Annotated in this window: 13 protein-coding genes and 1 tRNA gene; 7 read left to right on the top strand and 7 right to left on the bottom strand. The window is 63.4% G+C overall.

Annotation, left to right across the window (positions count from 1 at the left end):
* The first annotated feature begins 14 nt into the window (after positions 1 to 14).
* Together ACO06F_RS09465 and ACO06F_RS09460 are read left to right on the top strand one after the other, a co-directional pair.
* The gene (locus ACO06F_RS09465; RefSeq protein WP_421696433.1) at positions 15 to 1586 is read left to right on the top strand and encodes an arabinofuranosidase catalytic domain-containing protein; all 1572 of its coding nucleotides are present in this window, start codon (positions 15 to 17) and stop codon (positions 1584 to 1586) included.
* 19 nt (positions 1587 to 1605) lie between these two features.
* Positions 1606 to 3051 carry an arabinofuranosidase catalytic domain-containing protein gene (locus ACO06F_RS09460; protein WP_421696432.1) on the top strand — a complete coding sequence of 482 codons (1446 nt, stop codon included), beginning with the start codon at positions 1606 to 1608 and terminating at the stop codon, positions 3049 to 3051.
* A gap of 134 nt (positions 3052 to 3185) precedes the next feature.
* Here the strand turns inward: ACO06F_RS09460 and ACO06F_RS09455 are convergent, their stop codons facing one another.
* Positions 3186 to 3911 (bottom strand): DUF2092 domain-containing protein, encoded by a 726-nt coding sequence (locus ACO06F_RS09455; RefSeq protein WP_421696431.1) that lies wholly within the window; start codon positions 3909 to 3911, stop codon positions 3186 to 3188.
* A 203-nt stretch (positions 3912 to 4114) separates the two neighbouring features.
* A tRNA-Arg gene (locus tag ACO06F_RS09450) sits at positions 4115 to 4191 on the bottom strand.
* A gap of 369 nt (positions 4192 to 4560) precedes the next feature.
* On the opposite strand from ACO06F_RS09450, the gene ACO06F_RS09445 reads away from it, so the two are divergent.
* From ACO06F_RS09445 to ACO06F_RS09435, 3 genes are read left to right on the top strand one after another with little or no spacing between them, the layout of a single operon-like run.
* Positions 4561 to 6219 (top strand): arabinofuranosidase catalytic domain-containing protein, encoded by a 1659-nt coding sequence (locus ACO06F_RS09445; RefSeq protein WP_421696430.1) that lies wholly within the window; start codon positions 4561 to 4563, stop codon positions 6217 to 6219.
* A 29-nt stretch (positions 6220 to 6248) separates the two neighbouring features.
* A complete protein-coding gene (locus ACO06F_RS09440) occupies positions 6249 to 7667 on the top strand; it encodes an arabinofuranosidase catalytic domain-containing protein (RefSeq protein WP_421696429.1) in 1419 nt (472 codons plus the stop codon).
* Positions 7668 to 7686: 19 nt separating this feature from the next.
* Entirely contained in the window at positions 7687 to 9108 is a 1422-nt protein-coding gene (locus tag ACO06F_RS09435) for an arabinofuranosidase catalytic domain-containing protein (RefSeq protein WP_421696428.1), read from the top strand.
* A 233-nt stretch (positions 9109 to 9341) separates the two neighbouring features.
* Here ACO06F_RS09435 and groL read toward each other — a convergent pair whose 3' ends face one another.
* The 3 genes from groL to ACO06F_RS09420 all read right to left on the bottom strand — a co-directional run bounded on the left by groL (position 9342) and on the right by ACO06F_RS09420 (position 12930).
* Positions 9342 to 10985 (bottom strand): chaperonin GroEL, encoded by a 1644-nt coding sequence (gene groL / locus ACO06F_RS09430; protein WP_421696427.1) that lies wholly within the window; start codon positions 10983 to 10985, stop codon positions 9342 to 9344.
* A gap of 49 nt (positions 10986 to 11034) precedes the next feature.
* A complete protein-coding gene (locus tag ACO06F_RS09425; RefSeq protein WP_421696426.1) occupies positions 11035 to 11349 on the bottom strand; it encodes a co-chaperone GroES in 315 nt (104 codons plus the stop codon).
* 189 nt (positions 11350 to 11538) lie between these two features.
* Positions 11539 to 12930 carry a PLP-dependent aminotransferase family protein gene (locus ACO06F_RS09420; protein WP_421696425.1) on the bottom strand — a complete coding sequence of 464 codons (1392 nt, stop codon included), beginning with the start codon at positions 12928 to 12930 and terminating at the stop codon, positions 11539 to 11541.
* Positions 12931 to 13034: 104 nt separating this feature from the next.
* Between ACO06F_RS09420 and ACO06F_RS09415 the strand changes: the two genes are divergently transcribed.
* Complete coding sequence (locus ACO06F_RS09415) at positions 13035 to 13295, top strand: DUF1127 domain-containing protein (RefSeq protein ID WP_421696424.1); 261 nt, start codon at positions 13035 to 13037, stop codon at positions 13293 to 13295.
* Here ACO06F_RS09415 and xylB read toward each other — a convergent pair whose 3' ends face one another.
* Positions 13296 to 14753, bottom strand: a complete 1458-nt coding sequence (gene xylB, locus ACO06F_RS09410; protein ID WP_421696423.1) for a xylulokinase — start codon at positions 14751 to 14753, stop codon at positions 13296 to 13298.
* An 8-nt stretch (positions 14754 to 14761) separates the two neighbouring features.
* Positions 14762 to 15502, bottom strand: coding sequence for a bifunctional 2-polyprenyl-6-hydroxyphenol methylase/3-demethylubiquinol 3-O-methyltransferase UbiG (gene ubiG, locus ACO06F_RS09405; RefSeq protein ID WP_421696422.1), 741 nt, complete (start codon positions 15500 to 15502; stop codon positions 14762 to 14764).
* A 164-nt stretch (positions 15503 to 15666) separates the two neighbouring features.
* Between ubiG and ACO06F_RS09400 the strand changes: the two genes are divergently transcribed.
* The gene (locus ACO06F_RS09400) at positions 15667 to 16926 is read left to right on the top strand and encodes an aspartate kinase (protein WP_421696421.1); all 1260 of its coding nucleotides are present in this window, start codon (positions 15667 to 15669) and stop codon (positions 16924 to 16926) included.
* Positions 16927 to 16999: the final 73 nt, after the last annotated feature.

The raw sequence follows: 16999 nt of genomic DNA, 5'->3' as shown, positions 1-16999 counted from the left end.
CAGCAGGTGCGTGATTGACATTTCCCGGCAATCCCATCCCCGGCGCAAATCTGCTCAGCGATGGTGACGTCAGTTCCGTGGGGGGCATTTTCAGCAATTCCTTGAAACTGCTCGGGTCGTTGCGCCAGCTTCCCTGGCTGCTCGCCGCCCTCGGCCTTATGGCCGTTCACGCCTCAGCCGCGTCCCTGAGCTTCACGGTCACGGCCAATGAGCCGGTGACGGTAACAGGCACACCGCGCATCGCCATCGATGTGGGCGGCACCGCCCGCTATGCGGCCTTTGCTGCGGGCTCCGGAACATCGGCCCTAACCTTCAGCTACGCGGTGCAGGCGGGCGATTTCGACGCCGATGGCATCGACGTCGGGACCCAGCTTGATTTGAACGGCGCGACCATCACGGATGCAGCCGGCAATCCAATGGCGGCATTGAGTTTCACCAAGCCGGAGACTTCCGCCCTCAAGGTCCAAACCTACACGGCAGCCTACACCAGCACTGCCAATCCTGCTGCTGTCAGCTTCACCATCAGCAAAGCGCCCATCAACGCCGCCTTCAACTATACGATCTCCTCGAACGGTGGCTCTGAAACGGTCACTGGTTCCGGCACGATTGCCGCGAGTCCGCAGGCCGTCTCGGGCGTTGATGTTTCGGGCCTCGCCGCGGGCACGCTCACCCTCTCCGTCACCGTCACCAACGCCACCGGCACGGGTGCTGCGCGAACCGCCGCCTTCACGCCCAGCTTTGTGGGTGCGCTCGACACGGCACCAGCAACGTCATCTTCATATTCGGTCCGGCGTCTCCGTGCCGCCTATACAGGACCACTCCTCAGGGTGCGCCGTTCGACGGACAATGCGGAGCAGGATATCGGGGCCACTGTTGCGGGCGATCTGAATGCCACCGCGCTGACGAGTTTCTGCGGCGCCGCCTCCTGCTATGTGCGAAGCTGGTACGATCAGTCCGGCAATGCGCGGGACGCCACACAACCGGCTGCCGCGAGCCAGCCCCGCATCGTCAACGCGGGTGTCATCGAGAAGGTCAACAGCAGGCCCGCCATCAAGGGCGATGGCGTCGATGACCAGATGCTGTTTTCGCTCGGTCCTCTCGTCAGCTATCCCGTCAGCATCAACATCGTCCTCGCCAAAACCTCGGCCAGCGAGCGCGGCGCCTGGGTGAAGCTGGGCGGCCTTGCGGCCAACAGCGGTGGCATTGCACTGGGAGTAGGGTCATCGGCCAATTTCTATACCTTCGGTCAGAACATTGTCGGCCTGAAGGAAACCGTTGTCTGGATGCCGACATCCACGGTCCTGGCCTCCTCGGCCGTTATCACATACACGCAAGGTGCGGGTACCAACAGTACCGCCATGTTCCAGAATGGCAGCACCGTGTCGGGGACCAATTTCTCAAACGCACCGCTCGTGCCCAACGGCACCACTGGCTATCTCTTCGGACATACGCTCTTCAATAGCGAACAGCGCTGGAGCGCCAATCCGATTTCGGAGGCCGTGCTCGCGCCGTCCGCCTTTTCCACCAGCGAGCGCCAGGCACTGGAGCGCGGCCAGGGCACCTATTATGGAATCACGGTGCAGTGAGGTGAAGGCCGCGCTCTTCATGTCCCGTCGACCGCCCGTTTCCCAATTCATGTGGCTGATCGCGCTGTTGTGCCTGCTGAGTAGCCCGGCTGCCGCGGCGGCGCTGATCTTCACCGTCGCCACCAGCGAGCCTGTCGTGGTGACGGGAACCCCTCGCGTCGCAATTGATGTGGGCGGGGTCACGTCATATGCCACCTACGTTTCGGGCTCCGGCAGCACCGGACTCACCTTTGGTTATCAGGTGCAGCCGGGCGACTTCGACATGAACGGCATCGTCCTCGTCTCGCCGCTGCAGCTCGATGGCGGCACCATCACGGACATTGCAGGCAATCCCGTCTCGCCACTCAGCTTCACGGTTCCTGGCACGGCAGATCTCAAGATCCAGACCTACACCGCCGCCTTCGCCACGGACCCCGTCACCAATGCGAATGCCAACGCCATCAGCATCTCCATTGCCAAGGCGCCGATCGGTGCCTCCTTCACCTATGCCATTTCATCAAGCGGCGGTTCAGGCTCCGTCACCGGTGCCGGCACCATCACCGCGAGGCCGCACACGGTCTCAGGCGTTGACGTCTCGAACCTTCCGATGGGAACGCTCACGCTCTCCGTCACCGTCTCCAATCCGGCAGGCGGCACGGGCACGGCAAAGACCGCAACGGCCACCCCCGCCTTTACCGGCATTCTCGATGGGCGGGCCGTGCCCGAGATTGCCGTCTCCCTCCACCGCCTGCGCAGCGCCTATGCGGGGCCGCTGATCCGCGTTCGGCGGTCCTCCGACAATGCCGAACAGAATATCGGCGCAGGCACGGTGGCGGGCGGACTCGATACCGCCGCCCTCACGGCCTTCTGCGGTTCTTCCTCCTGCTATATCCGCAGCTGGTACGACCAGTCGGGAAATGGCCGGGATGCCGCCCAGGCATCGGCCGCCTGGCAACCCCGCATCGTCAATGCGGGAACGGTCGAGCGTTTCAACGGCCTTCCCGCGCCCGTCTTCAAGAACAGCGCCTTGGTGACGTCGAGCCTTCTTCCCTCGTCTTCTGCCGTGTGGTCCACTCATCTCACCAAGGTGGTGGGCCCGGGCCAGACCGGGCGCGGCCGCATCTGGGGCGAGGACGTCAATCCCAGCTTGGCAACCAATACCGACGGCTGGGACGACTATTTCGGCCCAAGCGGTAGCGCCATAATAAGCAGCTATTCCACCGCTAACCCAAGGATCGTGTCCCTCGCCATCGCCGCCACCGGCGCAGCCAGTATCTGGGCAAATGGCAGCCTCGCGAGCAGCGTATCGAGCGGCGTTCTTTTTGAAGGCGGTCAGGCTTTGGCAATCGGCAATCTCGGCGGCCTCAACCGCGCCTATGACGGCTACCTTCACACCGTGATACTGGGCACCGGCACCTATCCCACGCAGGATCGCACCGCCATCGAGCGCTGGCTTGGCACCATCGCGGGAATATCCGTTCCGTAACGGCTATCCATCACCTTCGGCACGTCCTTTGGACAATGGCGATTCTGTGCGTGCTGCAATCCCCGGCGCTTGACGGCCTGCCTGGCGCAGCGGCGATGTTCTCTCTCCGGCGTCTGCGCGGCGCGGCCTGAAGATCAGCGTTCCAATGCGTCGAGCGTCACCTCGCGCGCCTCCTGAAAGCCCGGAACGTCGAAGGCACTTGGCGCCAATGGCGCTGTTGACCAGTTCGAAAAATCGAGTCTGGCACTTGCTGCCGTTCCGCCCGCGCCGTCGAAGAACGTGCCGATGATCCGGGTCGGGAGGGAGCTGCCCTTGCTGATCCAGATTTCGCCGGTGAACAGGCTGGAGAGCACGGCAATGAGAACCGTTTCTTCCGTCTGGTCCGGCAGCCCCTGGCTCAGCAGGGTGATCGAGCGGACCTCGCCCAGCAAGGCCTTTGAGACGTCAGCTGCGAACAGCCCGAGGAATGGCAGGAATAATCCGTCCACGGAGAAGGCAGAGAGGCCGGGCTTGACCGGCAGAACCGCCTTTGCAGCCTTGGAGGCGCGGAACAGCGTGGCCTTGCTGCCCTCGGCTGCGAGGACGAGATCGCCCCCGTCCCCATATCGGGCGAGCAGGCGGCCCGGCCGCTGGTACGCGGCCTGCACCCGCGTTCCCAGTGTCTTGCGCCCGGCTGCCCCGGCAGATCCGCCAAAATCCAGGGTGGCTTGGAAAGAGAGTGAACCCTGCGACTGAAGCGCGCCGGTCATCAGGGCCAGCATCTCGCCGGCATCGGCTGCGGTGGACGCGCGAGCCATAGGCGCGCACACTCCTGCGGCCAGCCCCAGAACAACGGCGTGACGGCGGTTCAGCTGAAGCATTTACGATTCCTGTCTTTCTGCTGCCTTCGGGAACGGTACCACAAAAGCCGGATCGAAACAGCTGCCCCTGGACCCAAAACGGGCCGATCTCCTTGCAATCGCATGTGAAATGGCTCAGCGGACGCACGTGGCAGAAAGGACCGGCAAACCTGCCGCGGCAAACGCGATTCCACGCCCGCCAGCCTTCGTAAACATGCAGAAAATGGCGCGCCCGACAGGATTCGAACCCATGACCCCCAGATTCGTAGTCTGGTGCTCTATCCAGCTGAGCTACGGGCGCTGACCGGGGCTGTTCCTAGTCTGATGCCGTGCGAAATGCAAGGGTGATCGCGCGGAAAAGCCTGAACGCGGACGTACCATAAAAACCCAAGGACGCGCCCCATCCTCATCACATCGTCACGCAAGCACATCGGCCTTAAACAACGCACTGGCGTCTCGGGGGGTGACCCGAACCGCAGCTTGCAAGGCACGCCGTAGCGGGGCGAGGCTGTGCACAGGGCCTGCGACGCGCGGTCGGGGCTTGCGCCAGTCCAACGTCATCCTGGCGCAAGAAAACGGGGCCAGACGGGCATGTGGCGGCTGGGCGAGAAAAAGCCCGGCTGATCGATGCGAGGCCCACGACCGACATGATCTCAATCCCGGCGCAGTGATGGCGGCAGTGCTGGGCTGCCTTGCGAAATGGCGCTCACCGGGCCGGTTCCTCTGGCTCATTGTGGCGCTCTGCCTGTTCAGCCGCCCGTTGTCGGCCGCCACCCTCACCTTGATGGTGAACACCACTGAACCCGTGACGGCAGGTGGCGCCCCACGCATCGGGATGGATGTCGGCGGCACCATGATTCAGGGCCTGTCAGCTGATGCTCAAAGGGCCAAGGCCACTGCAAAAGGATTGCGTCGTTTCGTCTGGATCATTGCTTTCATCCAGCTCTGGAGTACGGCCGCTCTTGGCGCAACCCTGACCTTCACCGTCACCGCCAGTGAGCCCGTGACAATCACCGGAACCCCACGCATTGCCGTCAACGTGGGCGGCGTGATCCGCTATGCCAACTATGCAGGCACACAGGGGCAAGCGATTCAGGCACTGCCTTTCACCTATCTCATTCAGGCCGGTGATTTTGATCCCGATGGCATCAGCATTGACGATCCGCAGATTGACTTGAATGGCGCCACCATTTCCGATGCGGCGGGAAACCCGCTCAGCAGCCTCGCTTTCACCAAGCCCAATACATCGTCCCTGAGGATTCAAACCTATACGGCGGCTTTCGAGACCAGCCCGATTACCAACACCAATGCCAGTGCGGTGAGCTTTGTCATTGCCAAGGCACCGGTGGGTGGCAGCTTCACCTATACAATTACGTCGAGCGGCGGCTCTGGCTCCGTCACGGGCGCCGGCACCATCGCCAGCATGCCGCAGACGGTCTCGGGCGTTGATGTTTCAAACCTGCCGTCCGGCACGCTTACGGTCTCCGTCACCGTCTCGAAAGGTGGTGCTGGCACCGGCACCGCCCAGACGGCTACGGCCACGCCCGGTTACGCAGCGCTCACTCCGCTCTCCAGCGCCGCCATTGCCCTTTCCACCCGCCGCATGTTCAGCAGCTATGCCGGCGCGCTGCTGCGCGTACGCCGTTCGACCGATGATACCGAGCAGGACATTGGCGCCACCGTGGGCGGCGGCCTCAACACCACGGCCCTCACAGCATTCTGCGGCTCGGCATCGTGCTTTATCAGTACGTGGTATGACCAGTCCGGCAATGGCCGCAATGCATCACAGGCCGCGTCCGGCCGGCAGCCCCGCCTCGTCAATGCGGGCAGCATCGAAACGCTAAATGGCCTTCCCGCAGCCTGGTTCAACGGTACCGGCATGGGGCTGAACACGGCCAGCGCGGTGCCTACGGGCAATGCCGGGTGGTCTACCCACCTCATTGATGCGCTCGGGGACGGCGGGACTGGCCGCGGCCGCATCTGGGGCGTTCTTGGCGGTTCCAACCTCGGTGCAAAACTGTCGGGGGACGATTATTTTGGCCCTGGTGTTATCATCGAAACCTCCTTTTACACCACGCCGCGCATCGGCTCCCTTGTCGTCGACACCACGTCCGCCACAGTCTACGGCAATGGCGGGCATCTCCGCACGACGACCGTCGCAAATAGCTGGCTGGGTGGCGTCCTCGGCATCGGAAACATGCCCGATTATTCCCGCGCTTTCGCGGGCCGCGCCCACACGATCTATCTGGGCGTCGGCGGATATTCCACGGCGGAGCGGCAGGCCATCGAGCGATGGCTCGGCAACATTTCGGGAATCACCGTGCCATGAGGTGCGCAGCGGCACATCTCCTATGGTTTATGGCAGCACTCTGCCTGGTGTTGGCCCCTGCCACCGCCGCCACGTTGAACTTTACCGTCACGGCCAGTGAGCCGGTCATCGTCTCAGGAACACCGCGCATCGCCATCGATGTGGGCGGCATCACGCGCTATGCCACCTATGCGTCAGGCTCCGGCACCGCGGCACTCAGTTTCACCTTTACCGTGCAGGCAGGTGATTTCGATGCTGATGGCATCGCGCTCGCTTCGCCCATCGAACGTAACGGCGGCAGCATCGCTGATCTTGCCAGCAATCCGGCGAGCAACTTCAGCTTCTCCCTTCCGAATACCTCCGCTCTCAAGGTCCAAACCTACACCGCCACCCTCGCTGCGGTCACCAACAGCAACGCCAATGCGGCGAGCTTCACGATCTCGAAAGCGCCCATCGGCGGCAGCTTCACCTACACCATCACCACGAGCGGCGGCGCAAACACGGTCACGGGGTCTGGCACCATCTCCAGCAGCGCACACACGGTCTCAGGGGTCGACGTCTCGACCTTCCCGCCAGGCACGCTCACCCTCTCGGTCACGGTTTCGACGTCTGCAGGCGGCACCGGCACGGCGAGAACCGCCACCGCCACGCCGAGCTTCACCGGCGTGCTCGACAGCTTGCCCGCAACCTCAGCCGCCTATTCCCTCCGCCGCCTGAGATCCGGTTACACCGGCGCGCTGGTGCGCGTGCGCCGCTCTTCCGACAACACCGAGCAGGACATCGGCGCCACCCTCGCGGGCAATCTGAACACGGCGGCACTGGCAAGCTTCTGCGGCAGCTCCTCCTGCTTCGCGCGCACCCTCTACGACCAGTCCGGCAACGCCATAAACGCCATCCAGACGAATACGGCCAGTCAGCCGCGCATCTATGCCGCTGGCGTAACGGAACTCGACGGAGCACAGCCTGCGCTGCGCTACACGGCATTTGGCCAGTTTCTTTCAGTCTCCATTCCTGGGCAAACCATCCTGGCAACTTGGAACGTCGTGGCACGCAACACGGACACGACGTCGCAAAGGCACGTCCTCGGCGACCGCGGCATCGCCGGTAACTTCGGCCGCATCATCCGCGCGAATGTTGGCGGAGCATCCTATGGTGGCGGCAACATCGGTGGGGCCACCGTCAACCTCAGCGGCGCGGTCACCCAGCAGCGGGTGATTACAATTCTGTCAGGCGTCACGAATGTGTCGGGCGCCTACGACGGGGTCTTCGCGACGGGCGGCAACAGCAGCTATTATGCCACGTCCGGGGTCAGCATGTGGGTCGGCGGCGGTGGCGTTGGCCAGCAATCGACGGGCGACTGGATCGGCACCATTTCCGAGGTGACGATCTTCAATTCGACGCTGTCCACCACGAATCGCCAGACATTGGAGCGCAACCAGGGAGCCTATTATGGCATCTTGGTTCAGTAGCGCTGCCTGTGCTCAAAGTATGCTTTGGCTCGCGGCCGTGTTCTGGCTGCTAAGCCTCCCCGCTGCCGCAGCCACGCTCAATTTCACCGTTGCCGCCAGCGAGCCCGTGACCGTCACCGGAACACCGCGCATCGCCATCGATGTGGGCGGCGTCACGCGCTATGCAACTTATGCCTCGGGCTCCGGCACCAGCGCACTCACCTTCAGCTATCCGGTGCAGGCAGGAGATTTTGATGCAAACGGCATCACGCTCGCCTCGCCACTCGAGCTCAATGGCGGCAGCATCACGGATCTCGCGGGAAATTCCCCCTCCAATCTGAACTTCACGCTTCCCGATACTTCGAGCCTCAAGGTCCAGACCTATACCGCAGCCTTCGCGGCCATCAGCAATGCCAACGCCACTGCAGTGAGTTTCACGATCTCCAAGGTGCCGGCGGGAGCGTCCTTCAGCTACACCATCACCTCGGCCGGCGGTTCAGGCTCCCTCACCGGCTCTGGCACCATCGGCAGCAGTCCGCACACCGTCTCTGGCCTCGACGTTTCATCACTCATTACGGGCACGCTCACGCTGTCGGTCACCGTTTCGACTGTGCCAGGCGGCACGGGCATGGCACGGACGGCCACCGCGGTCCCCTCCTTTTCCGGCGGTGCGCTTGATGGCCTCACTTCCTCAGCTGCGGCCTATTCCACACGGCGGCTTTCCGCCGCCTATAGCGGACCTCTGCTGCGTGTCAGGCGTGCATCGGACAATACGGAGCAGGATATTCCCTTCACCATCGGCGGTGACCTGTCCCAAACCGCGCTCGCCGGTTTCTGCGGCAGCAGCTCGTGCTTTGTCCGCAGCTGGTATGACCAGTCCGGCAATGGGCTGAACGCCGTACAGGTCTCCTCCGGCTCCCAGCCGCGGCTGGTCAATGGCGGCGCGGTGGAGCTTCTGGGCACAAGGCCAGCAGTTCGCTTTGCCTCGAGTCAGCAGCTGGGGGCGGCAAGCCCTCTGGCCAACTCCAATGAGTTTACGATTGCGATCGTCACCGTCGAACGCAACAGATACGTTGCCACGGCATGGCGTCTGCTGACCAGCACCGCCAACACGCTGAGGGTTCTGGCACATATGCCGTGGTCGGATGGCGTGCTCTATTTTGACATGGGCACAAATACGAGCCCCTACCGCATCTCCAAAGCCTGGCCGGTGGCCCTCAACACCCCGGCAATTGTAACCTTCCAGAACTCCGCTTCGGCCAACACCCGTGGAGTCTACCTGAACGGCACGCTGTTCCTGTCCGGCAATGGCTATCCGGCTGCTGCGGATACATTGCAGGTGGGACCGAACTACGACGGGCATTTCGCTGAGTTCATCCTGTTCCCTGCTTCAATCTCAAGCGCGGAGAGACTGACGCTTGAACGCAGTCAGGGAGCTTATTATGGCATCACCGTTCCATAGTTGCCCGGCTGCGGAAATGCTGCGCAAGACATTCTGTCAGCGTCATCTCGGCTGGTTCGTGGGTCTGCCTTGGCTGCTATCGAACCCGGCCGCGGCGGCACACTGGCGTTCACGGTGAACACCAGCGAAAACGGAGTGGGGCCGTCTCGGGCATCAATCTCACTGAACGAAAAAACCCCGGGATCTCTCCCGGGGTTCCTGTTCTAATTTCAGCCGATGGCTGAGCGTTGGACTTAGAAGTCCATGCCGCCCATGCCGCCGCCCATGCCGCCGCCGCCGGGCATGGCCGGGGCCTTGTCCTTGGGCTTCTCGGCAATCATCGCTTCCGTGGTGATCAGCAGCGAGGAGACGGAGGCTGCATCCTGGAGAGCGATGCGCACGACCTTAGCCGGGTCGATGATGCCCTTTTCGACCATGTCGCAGTACTCTTCGTTCTGCGCGTCGAAGCCCCAGTTGCCGTCCTTCTCGAGCAGCTTGCCGACCACGATCGAGCCTTCAACGCCAGCGTTCTCGACGATCTGGCGGATCGGGGCTTCAAGTGCCTTCGACACGATGTTGATGCCGGCCTGGATATCGGCATTGGCGGACTTCAGCTTGTTGACGGCCGCCTTGGCGCGCAGCAGAGCCACACCACCGCCGGGGACGATGCCTTCTTCCACCGCAGCGCGGGTGGCGTTCAGCGCGTCGTCAACGCGGTCCTTGCGCTCCTTGACTTCAACTTCGGTGGCGCCGCCCACCTTGATGACGGCAACGCCGCCCGCAAGCTTGGCCAGACGCTCCTGCAGCTTCTCCTTGTCGTAGTCGGAGGTGGTCTCCTCGATCTGCGCCTTGATCTGGGCGCAACGGCCCTGGATGTCGGCCTTCTTGCCGGCACCGTCGACGATCGTGGTGTTCTCCTTCTCGATCTTCACGCGCTTGGCGCGGCCGAGCATGTCGAGCGTCACGTTCTCGAGCTTGATGCCCAAGTCTTCCGAGATCACCTGGCCGCCGGTGAGGATCGCGATATCCTCCAGCATGGCCTTGCGGCGGTCACCGAAGCCCGGAGCCTTGACGGCCGCGACCTTGAGGCCGCCACGCAGCTTGTTGACCACGAGGGTCGCAAGCGCTTCGCCTTCGATGTCTTCGGCAATGATGAGCAGGGGCTTCGAGGTCTGGACGACAGCCTCGAGCACCGGCAGCATGGCCTGGAGCGAGGAGAGCTTCTTCTCATGGAGAAGGATGTAGGGCTCTTCGAGCTCGGCCACCATCTTGTCGGCGTTGGTGATGAAGTAGGGGGAGAGGTAGCCGCGGTCGAACTGCATGCCTTCCACGACTTCGAGTTCCGTGTCGGCGGTCTTGGCTTCCTCGACGGTGATGACACCTTCGTTGCCGACCTTCTGCATGGCTTCGGCAATCATGTCACCGATAGCCTTTTCGCCATTGGCGGAAATCGTGCCGACCTGGGCCACTTCAGCCGTGCCCTTGATCTTCTTGGCGCGCTTCTTGATGTCCTCAATGGCGACAGCAACGGCCATGTCAACGCCGCGCTTCAGGTCCATCGGATTCATGCCAGCGGCCACATTCTTCGCACCTTCGCGAACGATCGCCTGGGTGAGAACGGTAGCCGTCGTGGTGCCGTCGCCGGCCAGATCATTGGTCTTGGAAGCGACCTCACGGACCATCTGGGCGCCCATGTTCTCGAACTTATCCTCAAGCTCGATTTCCTTGGCGACGGTGACGCCGTCCTTGGTGGTGCGGGGAGCGCCGAAGCTCTTGTCGATCACGACGTTGCGGCCCTTGGGACCCAGCGTCACCTTCACCGCATTGGCGAGAATGTCGACGCCGCGCAGCATACGCTCACGGGCATCGGCGGAAAAACGGACTTCTTTAGCAGCCATGTTGCTACTCCTGAAAAGAGGTTGAGATGTTTAGGAAAGCGAGGTGGCTTTAGGCCGCCTTCTTCGAGGCGGACTTGCCCTCGAGCACGCCCATAATGTCGCTTTCCTTCATGATGAGGTACTCGACACCGTCGATCTTCACCTCAGTGCCGGACCACTTGCCGAACAGCACGACATCGCCTGCCTTAACGTCGAGGGGGGTGAGCTTGCCGCTCTCGTCGCGCCCACCGGGGCCAACGGCGATGATTTCGCCCTGCATCGGCTTCTCCTGAGCGGTCTCAGGGATGATGATGCCACCCTTGGTCTTGGTGTCCTCTTCCAGGCGCTTGACGACAACGCGGTCGTGCAACGGACGGAACTGCATGGTTTAACTCCTCGGAATGTCTACATTTTTTGAGGTTAGACTGGCCGTCTCCCTAAGGGGGCCAGGCTTGTTAGCACTCAAGGATACTGAGTGCTAGCAGCTAAGGGTGGAGATAGTGCGGAGCGCGCGCTCCGTCAAGAGGGGGACTGGGGCGAATGGTAAATATCGAACGCTACGCTTGCGCTTGCCTCAGGCCACAGGATGCGCGCGTTCGGCCGGATCTTCGTCCAGCACCGCATCCACCTGCCGCAGCGCCGCCTGCAGCTCTCCGCGGGAGACGGCACCGCCGAAGCATACCCGCACCGCCCGGTCGTCTGAGCGGCGGTCGATTGCGAACATCGTGCCCGAGCAGATCTTCACGCCCCGGTCCAGGGCCGCGCGCACGAAGTCGCCCGATTCCCAATGGTCCGGCAGCTTGAGCCAAAGGAAGGGCGCACCGGGATTGCACAGAATGCTGCGGTTGCGGAACACCTCCCGCGCCAGCTGGCGCCGCGCCGCATTCTCTTCAATGATGCCGGAGAGGATGCGCGAGGCGGCATCGCTCTCGATCCAGTGGCGGGCCACTTCCGTGGCCAGGCCCACCGGCCTGCCGCACGCCACCGTCTGCTGGCGGACCAGCCCATCCTCCCGGCCTTCGGGCCCCACCAGGAAGCCAACCCGCAGGCCGGGGGCGAGCGTCTTCGAGACGCTGGTGATGTGGTAGGTCCGCTCCGGCGCCATCGAATAAAGGGTTGGCGGCTGCACCCGCGGGTCGAGCAGGCGGAACAGATCATCCTCGATGATGGTCATGTTGTAACGCCTCGCAATTTCGATGATGGCGTGGCGCCGGGTTACGTCGAGGCTCGCCGTCGTCGGGCTTTGGAGGCTGGGAACGATATAAAGAAGCCGCGCCTCGCCCTGGCGCGCCGCGCGCTCCAGCGATTCCGGCACCAGCCCGCCTTCGTCGATTTCGAGCGGAACCAGGCTTACGCCGGCCTGCCGCGCCATCGGCTTGATCGTAGGGTAATTCAGGCTCTCGACGAACATCCGGTCGCCCGGCTGGGTGATGCTGGCTAGCGTCGCGATGATCGCCGCTTGCGCCCCCGCCGTGACGATCACTTGCGATTCCTTCACCGTAATGCCGCTGCGGGCCAGCCAGGTGACGCCCATTTCGCGGTGCATGGGAAAGCCATCGGGCGGCGGGTAGCTCAAAAGGTCCAGCCGCGCGGCAGAGCGCGTGACGCAGGCAAGGGCCGTGTCCAACTCCTGCGCATCCATCACCGCCGGGGCCGTGGCCAGTGACAGGTCGATGATGCCAGCTGTCTCCCGGCGGTTCGGCGTGAAAGGGGCAGCGGACGGGCTCGGCGCCTTCAGAAAGCTGCCGCGCCCTACCTCGCCGGTGAGCAGACCCATCTTCTCAGCCTCGGCATAGGCGCGGGTCACGGTGCCGGTGGTCACCCCCAGGCGGTAGGCCAGGTCGCGTTGTGGCGGCAGCCGGTCTCCCGGTTTCAGCGCGCCCGCCTGCGCATCCTGCCGAATGGCATCCGCGATCTCAAGATAAAGGGGCCGTTCACGGCGGAGCTGGGGGAGCCAAATTGTCATCAATACAATGTTTCACTTGTGAGCAATTGTCTCGATACAGTATAACACGCCTACGGCACAATCAAGCAGAAATGCCGGTACAATCGACACAATCGGTGAGAACCATGCGCGACTATATCCTGACCCAGTCCATTGCCCGCGAGACCGCCTTCGCCTTCCCGAAGCTGCGCCGCATCATCCGCAGCTGGTTCATGAAGCGCGATCTCCGCACGCTTGAGCGTTTCGACGATTACATGCTGAACGACATCGGGCTGACGCATGGCGATCTCCGCCATCTCCGCGGCCTGCCGCTGGATGTGGACCTCTCGCATGAGATGGACCGCATTCGTGAATCCCGCGCCCGGCGCGGGGTGCGCGGACGCTGATCAGAACAGCGGTACAACGGCCCGGTAAAGCGCCCGGAAGTGTGTGAGCCGCTGGCCGTAAGCGTCAGCCAGCGCCTGGTCAGGCGCGATCTCCTCGGTGATCCGGGGTTTGCTGCAGACGGCCGCCGGATCCTCTCCCGTTGCAGCCAGCCGGGCAAGCCGTGCCGCGCCGAAGGCGGGGCCGGATTCCGAGCCATCCTGAAGCAGAACTGTCTTGTTCAGGGCACTCGCCAGAATGCGCATCCAGAAGCGGCTGCGCGACCCGCCGCCATTGACGGCAATCCTGTCTGGCAATGCCCCGGTTTCTTCAAGGGAGCCTTGGACATCGGCGAGTGACAGGGCAACGCCCTCCAGCACGGCCTGGGTTACCTGTTCTGGCGTGGTGGAGGGCGTCAGCCCGAACAGCACGCCCTTGGCATGCGGGTTGTTATGCGGCGTGCGCTCGCCCGAAAGATAGGGCAGGAACAGCACGGGCGAGGGGCCGGTGAAAGCCCGCTCCGTCTCTGCCAGAAGCGCGCCGATGTCGCTTTTCCCCAAAAGCCCTGCCGCCCAGGCCAGGGCACCTGCCCCGTTGAGGAGTGCGGCCATCTGGAACCAGCGGTTGGGCAAGCCATGGCAGAAGCTGTGGATCAAATGCTGCGGCGCCGGCCGGTACTCCGTCCGCGCCACGAAATACTGGGTGGCAGTGCCCAGCGAAATGAAGGCATCGCCTGCGTTGACGGCACCGGAAGCAACAGCACCCGCTGCGGCATCTCCTGCACCGGCCGCAACGGAGATGCCGGGCACCAGCCCCCAATGGGCGGCACGCTGCTTCGACAGCGTGCCGGACACGGCATTGCCCTCCAGCGCAGCGGGAAGCACATCCATGCCAATGCCACAGGCCCGGACGATTTCGGGCGACCATTGCCGTTTCCCCGTGTCGAGAAGCAGCGCGCCGGAGGCATCGCACATGTCGGTCGCAAACGCTCCCGTCAGCCGGAAGCGCACATAATCCTTGGGCAGCAGCACATGCCGCGCGCGGGCCAGAACCTCCGGCTCATGCCGCGCCAGCCACAGAAGTTTCGGTGCCGCAAAACCCGGCATGGCGGGAACCCCGGCGATGGCACCGATGTCCGGCAGCTGCCGGTTGAGTGCTTCGGCCTCGGCAAAGGCGCGGCCATCATTGTGGAGGATCGCGGGGCGCAGCGGCAGCCCTGCCTCGTCAAGCAGCACCAGCCCATGCATCTGGCCCGAGAGCCCGATGGCGCTGATGGCGGACCAGGCCACGCCCGCGGTGCCGCGCAGCTCCAACACGGCCAGCTCCACAGCCGCCCACCAGTCACCGGGGCTTTGCTCGGACCAGAGCGCCCTTGGCCGGGAGACGGAAAGCGGTGCCGCCGCCGCAGCGAGAATGCGCTGAGCCCCATCCACCACCACGGCCTTGACGGAGGAGGTGCCAAGATCGATCCCGAGATACATTGGGCGCGCTAGGCCTTCTGCGCCACGAGCATGTAGTTCACATCCATGTCGCGACTCACTTTCCAGCTCCGCGTGAACGGGCTGTAGGTGACGCCCAGCTCCTGCTTGGAGGTCAAGCCATTGGCTTCGAGCCAGCCTTTGAGCTCGGCGGGGGTAATGAACTTCTCCCACTGGTGCGTGCCCTTCGGCAGCCAGCCCAGCACATATTCAGCGCCGATGATGGCAAGGCCGAAGGATTTGAGCGTGCGGTTCAGCGTGGCGACGAACATCAGCCCGCCCGGCTTCAGCATGGCTGCACAGGTGGCGGTGAAGGCGGCAGGGTCCGCCACATGCTCGATCACCTCCATGTTCAGAATCACGTCGAACTGCGCGCCCGATGCCGCGAGATCTTCCGCCGTGCCGACGCGGTAATCGATCTCGAGCCCCATTTCGTCGCGGTGGACAGTGGCCGTCTTGATGTTCTTCTCTGAAGGGTCAACGCCAGTGATGGCAGCGCCCAGCCGCGCCATGGGCTCCGTCAGCAAGCCCCCGCCGCAGCCGATGTCGAGGAAGCGCAGGCCTTCGAACGGGCGGCGCTCCAAGGGGTCCCGCCCCAGCCTTGCCGCCACCTGTTCCTTGATGAATTGCAGGCGAACGGGATTGAATACATGGAGCACCCCGAACTTCCCCTTCGGATTCCACCATTCGGCGGCCATGCGGGAAAATTTTTCGACTTCCGAAGGGTCGAGGGACGGGGCGAAAGCGGTCATTCTGAAATCCAATTTTATGGTCCGGGCATTATTGCATAAGCGAAGCCTGTCATCTATGAGTACGCCGCGCCGCACCCGGGGGTTTAACTTCCATCAGACGAGGCCACCAGCTGGAGCCCAAAGACAGGGCTCCGGGCGGCAGGGGACATGAAAGGTTCTGGCCGATGGGCCGTTTGGTTATGAAGTTTGGCGGCACCTCGGTGGCGGATATTGCCCGCATCCGCAACGTTGCACGCCATGTCGAACGTGAAGTGAAGGCCGGCCACCATGTGGCGGTCGTGGTTTCCGCCATGTCGGGAACGACGGACCGTCTGGTCGGCTGGTGCCGCGAGGCTGCCCCCGTTCACGACGCCCGCGAATATGACGCAGTCGTTGCCACGGGCGAGCAGGTGACGGCAGGCCTGCTGGCGATCGTGCTGCAGGACCTCGGCATTCCTGCCCGCTCCTGGCAGGGCTGGCAGATTCCCCTCAAGACCGACGGCGTCCACGGCGCGGCCCGCATTGCCGGGATTGACGGTGAAGAGCTCAGAAAGCGCATGGCCCAGGGCCAGGTTGCCGTGATCGCCGGTTTCCAGGGCATCGGCCCGGACCGCCGCACCACAACGCTGGGCCGCGGCGGGTCAGACACCTCCGCCGTGGCGGTTGCGGCGGCACTCGATGCGGCCTGCGACATCTATACGGACGTGGACGGTGTCTACACCGCAGACCCCCGTATCGTGACCGGTGCGCAGAAGCTTGACCGCATCTCCTATGAGGAAATGCTGGAACAGGCTTCGCTCGGCGCAAAGGTGCTGCAGACCCGCTCGGTTGAACTCGCAATGGTATATAAGGTACCATTGCAGGTGCGCTCCAGCTTCGAGGCACCGGATGCGCCGAACCAGAACAAGCCCGACGGGACCGGTCCCGGAACACTCGTATGCGATGAGGAACGTATCGTGGAACAGCATGTGGTGAGCGGTGTCGCCTATTCGCGCGACGAAGCGAAAGTCTCGATCCGCCGCGTCAAGGACCAGCCGGGCATTTCCGCCGCGATCTTCGGGCCGCTGGCGGAGGCTGACATTTCAGTCGACATGATCGTGCAGAACATCTCCGCTGATGGTGCCTTCACGGACATCACCTTCACGGTGGCCCGCAAGGATTTGCGCAAGGCGCTGGAAGTGCTGAATGGTGTGAAGTCCAAGGTGGGCTTCGACGAACTTGCCCATTCGGCGGACGTCGCCAAGGTCTCGATCGTCGGCATCGGCATGCGCAGCCACGCCGGTGTTGCCGCCAAGATGTTCCGCGCGCTCGCCGAAAAGGGCATCAACATTCAGGCCATCACCACCTCCGAGATCAAGACATCGGTTTTGATCGACGAAGCCTATACGGAACTCGCCGTGCGCGCGCTGCACACGGCCTATGGCCTGGACGCCAAGGTCGCCTGAACCCAATGCGCATGATCAGCCACACCGTAAGGACGACTGGCCGCTGGAAATCGGCCCGCGTCTCCGTGCGCGG

Source organism: Aestuariivirga sp., assembly GCF_965227715.1.
Lineage (GTDB): Bacteria > Pseudomonadota > Alphaproteobacteria > Rhizobiales > Aestuariivirgaceae > Aestuariivirga.
The sequence above is the reverse complement of the archived record's forward strand: the minus strand, read 5'-3'. Positions and strand labels throughout refer to the sequence as shown.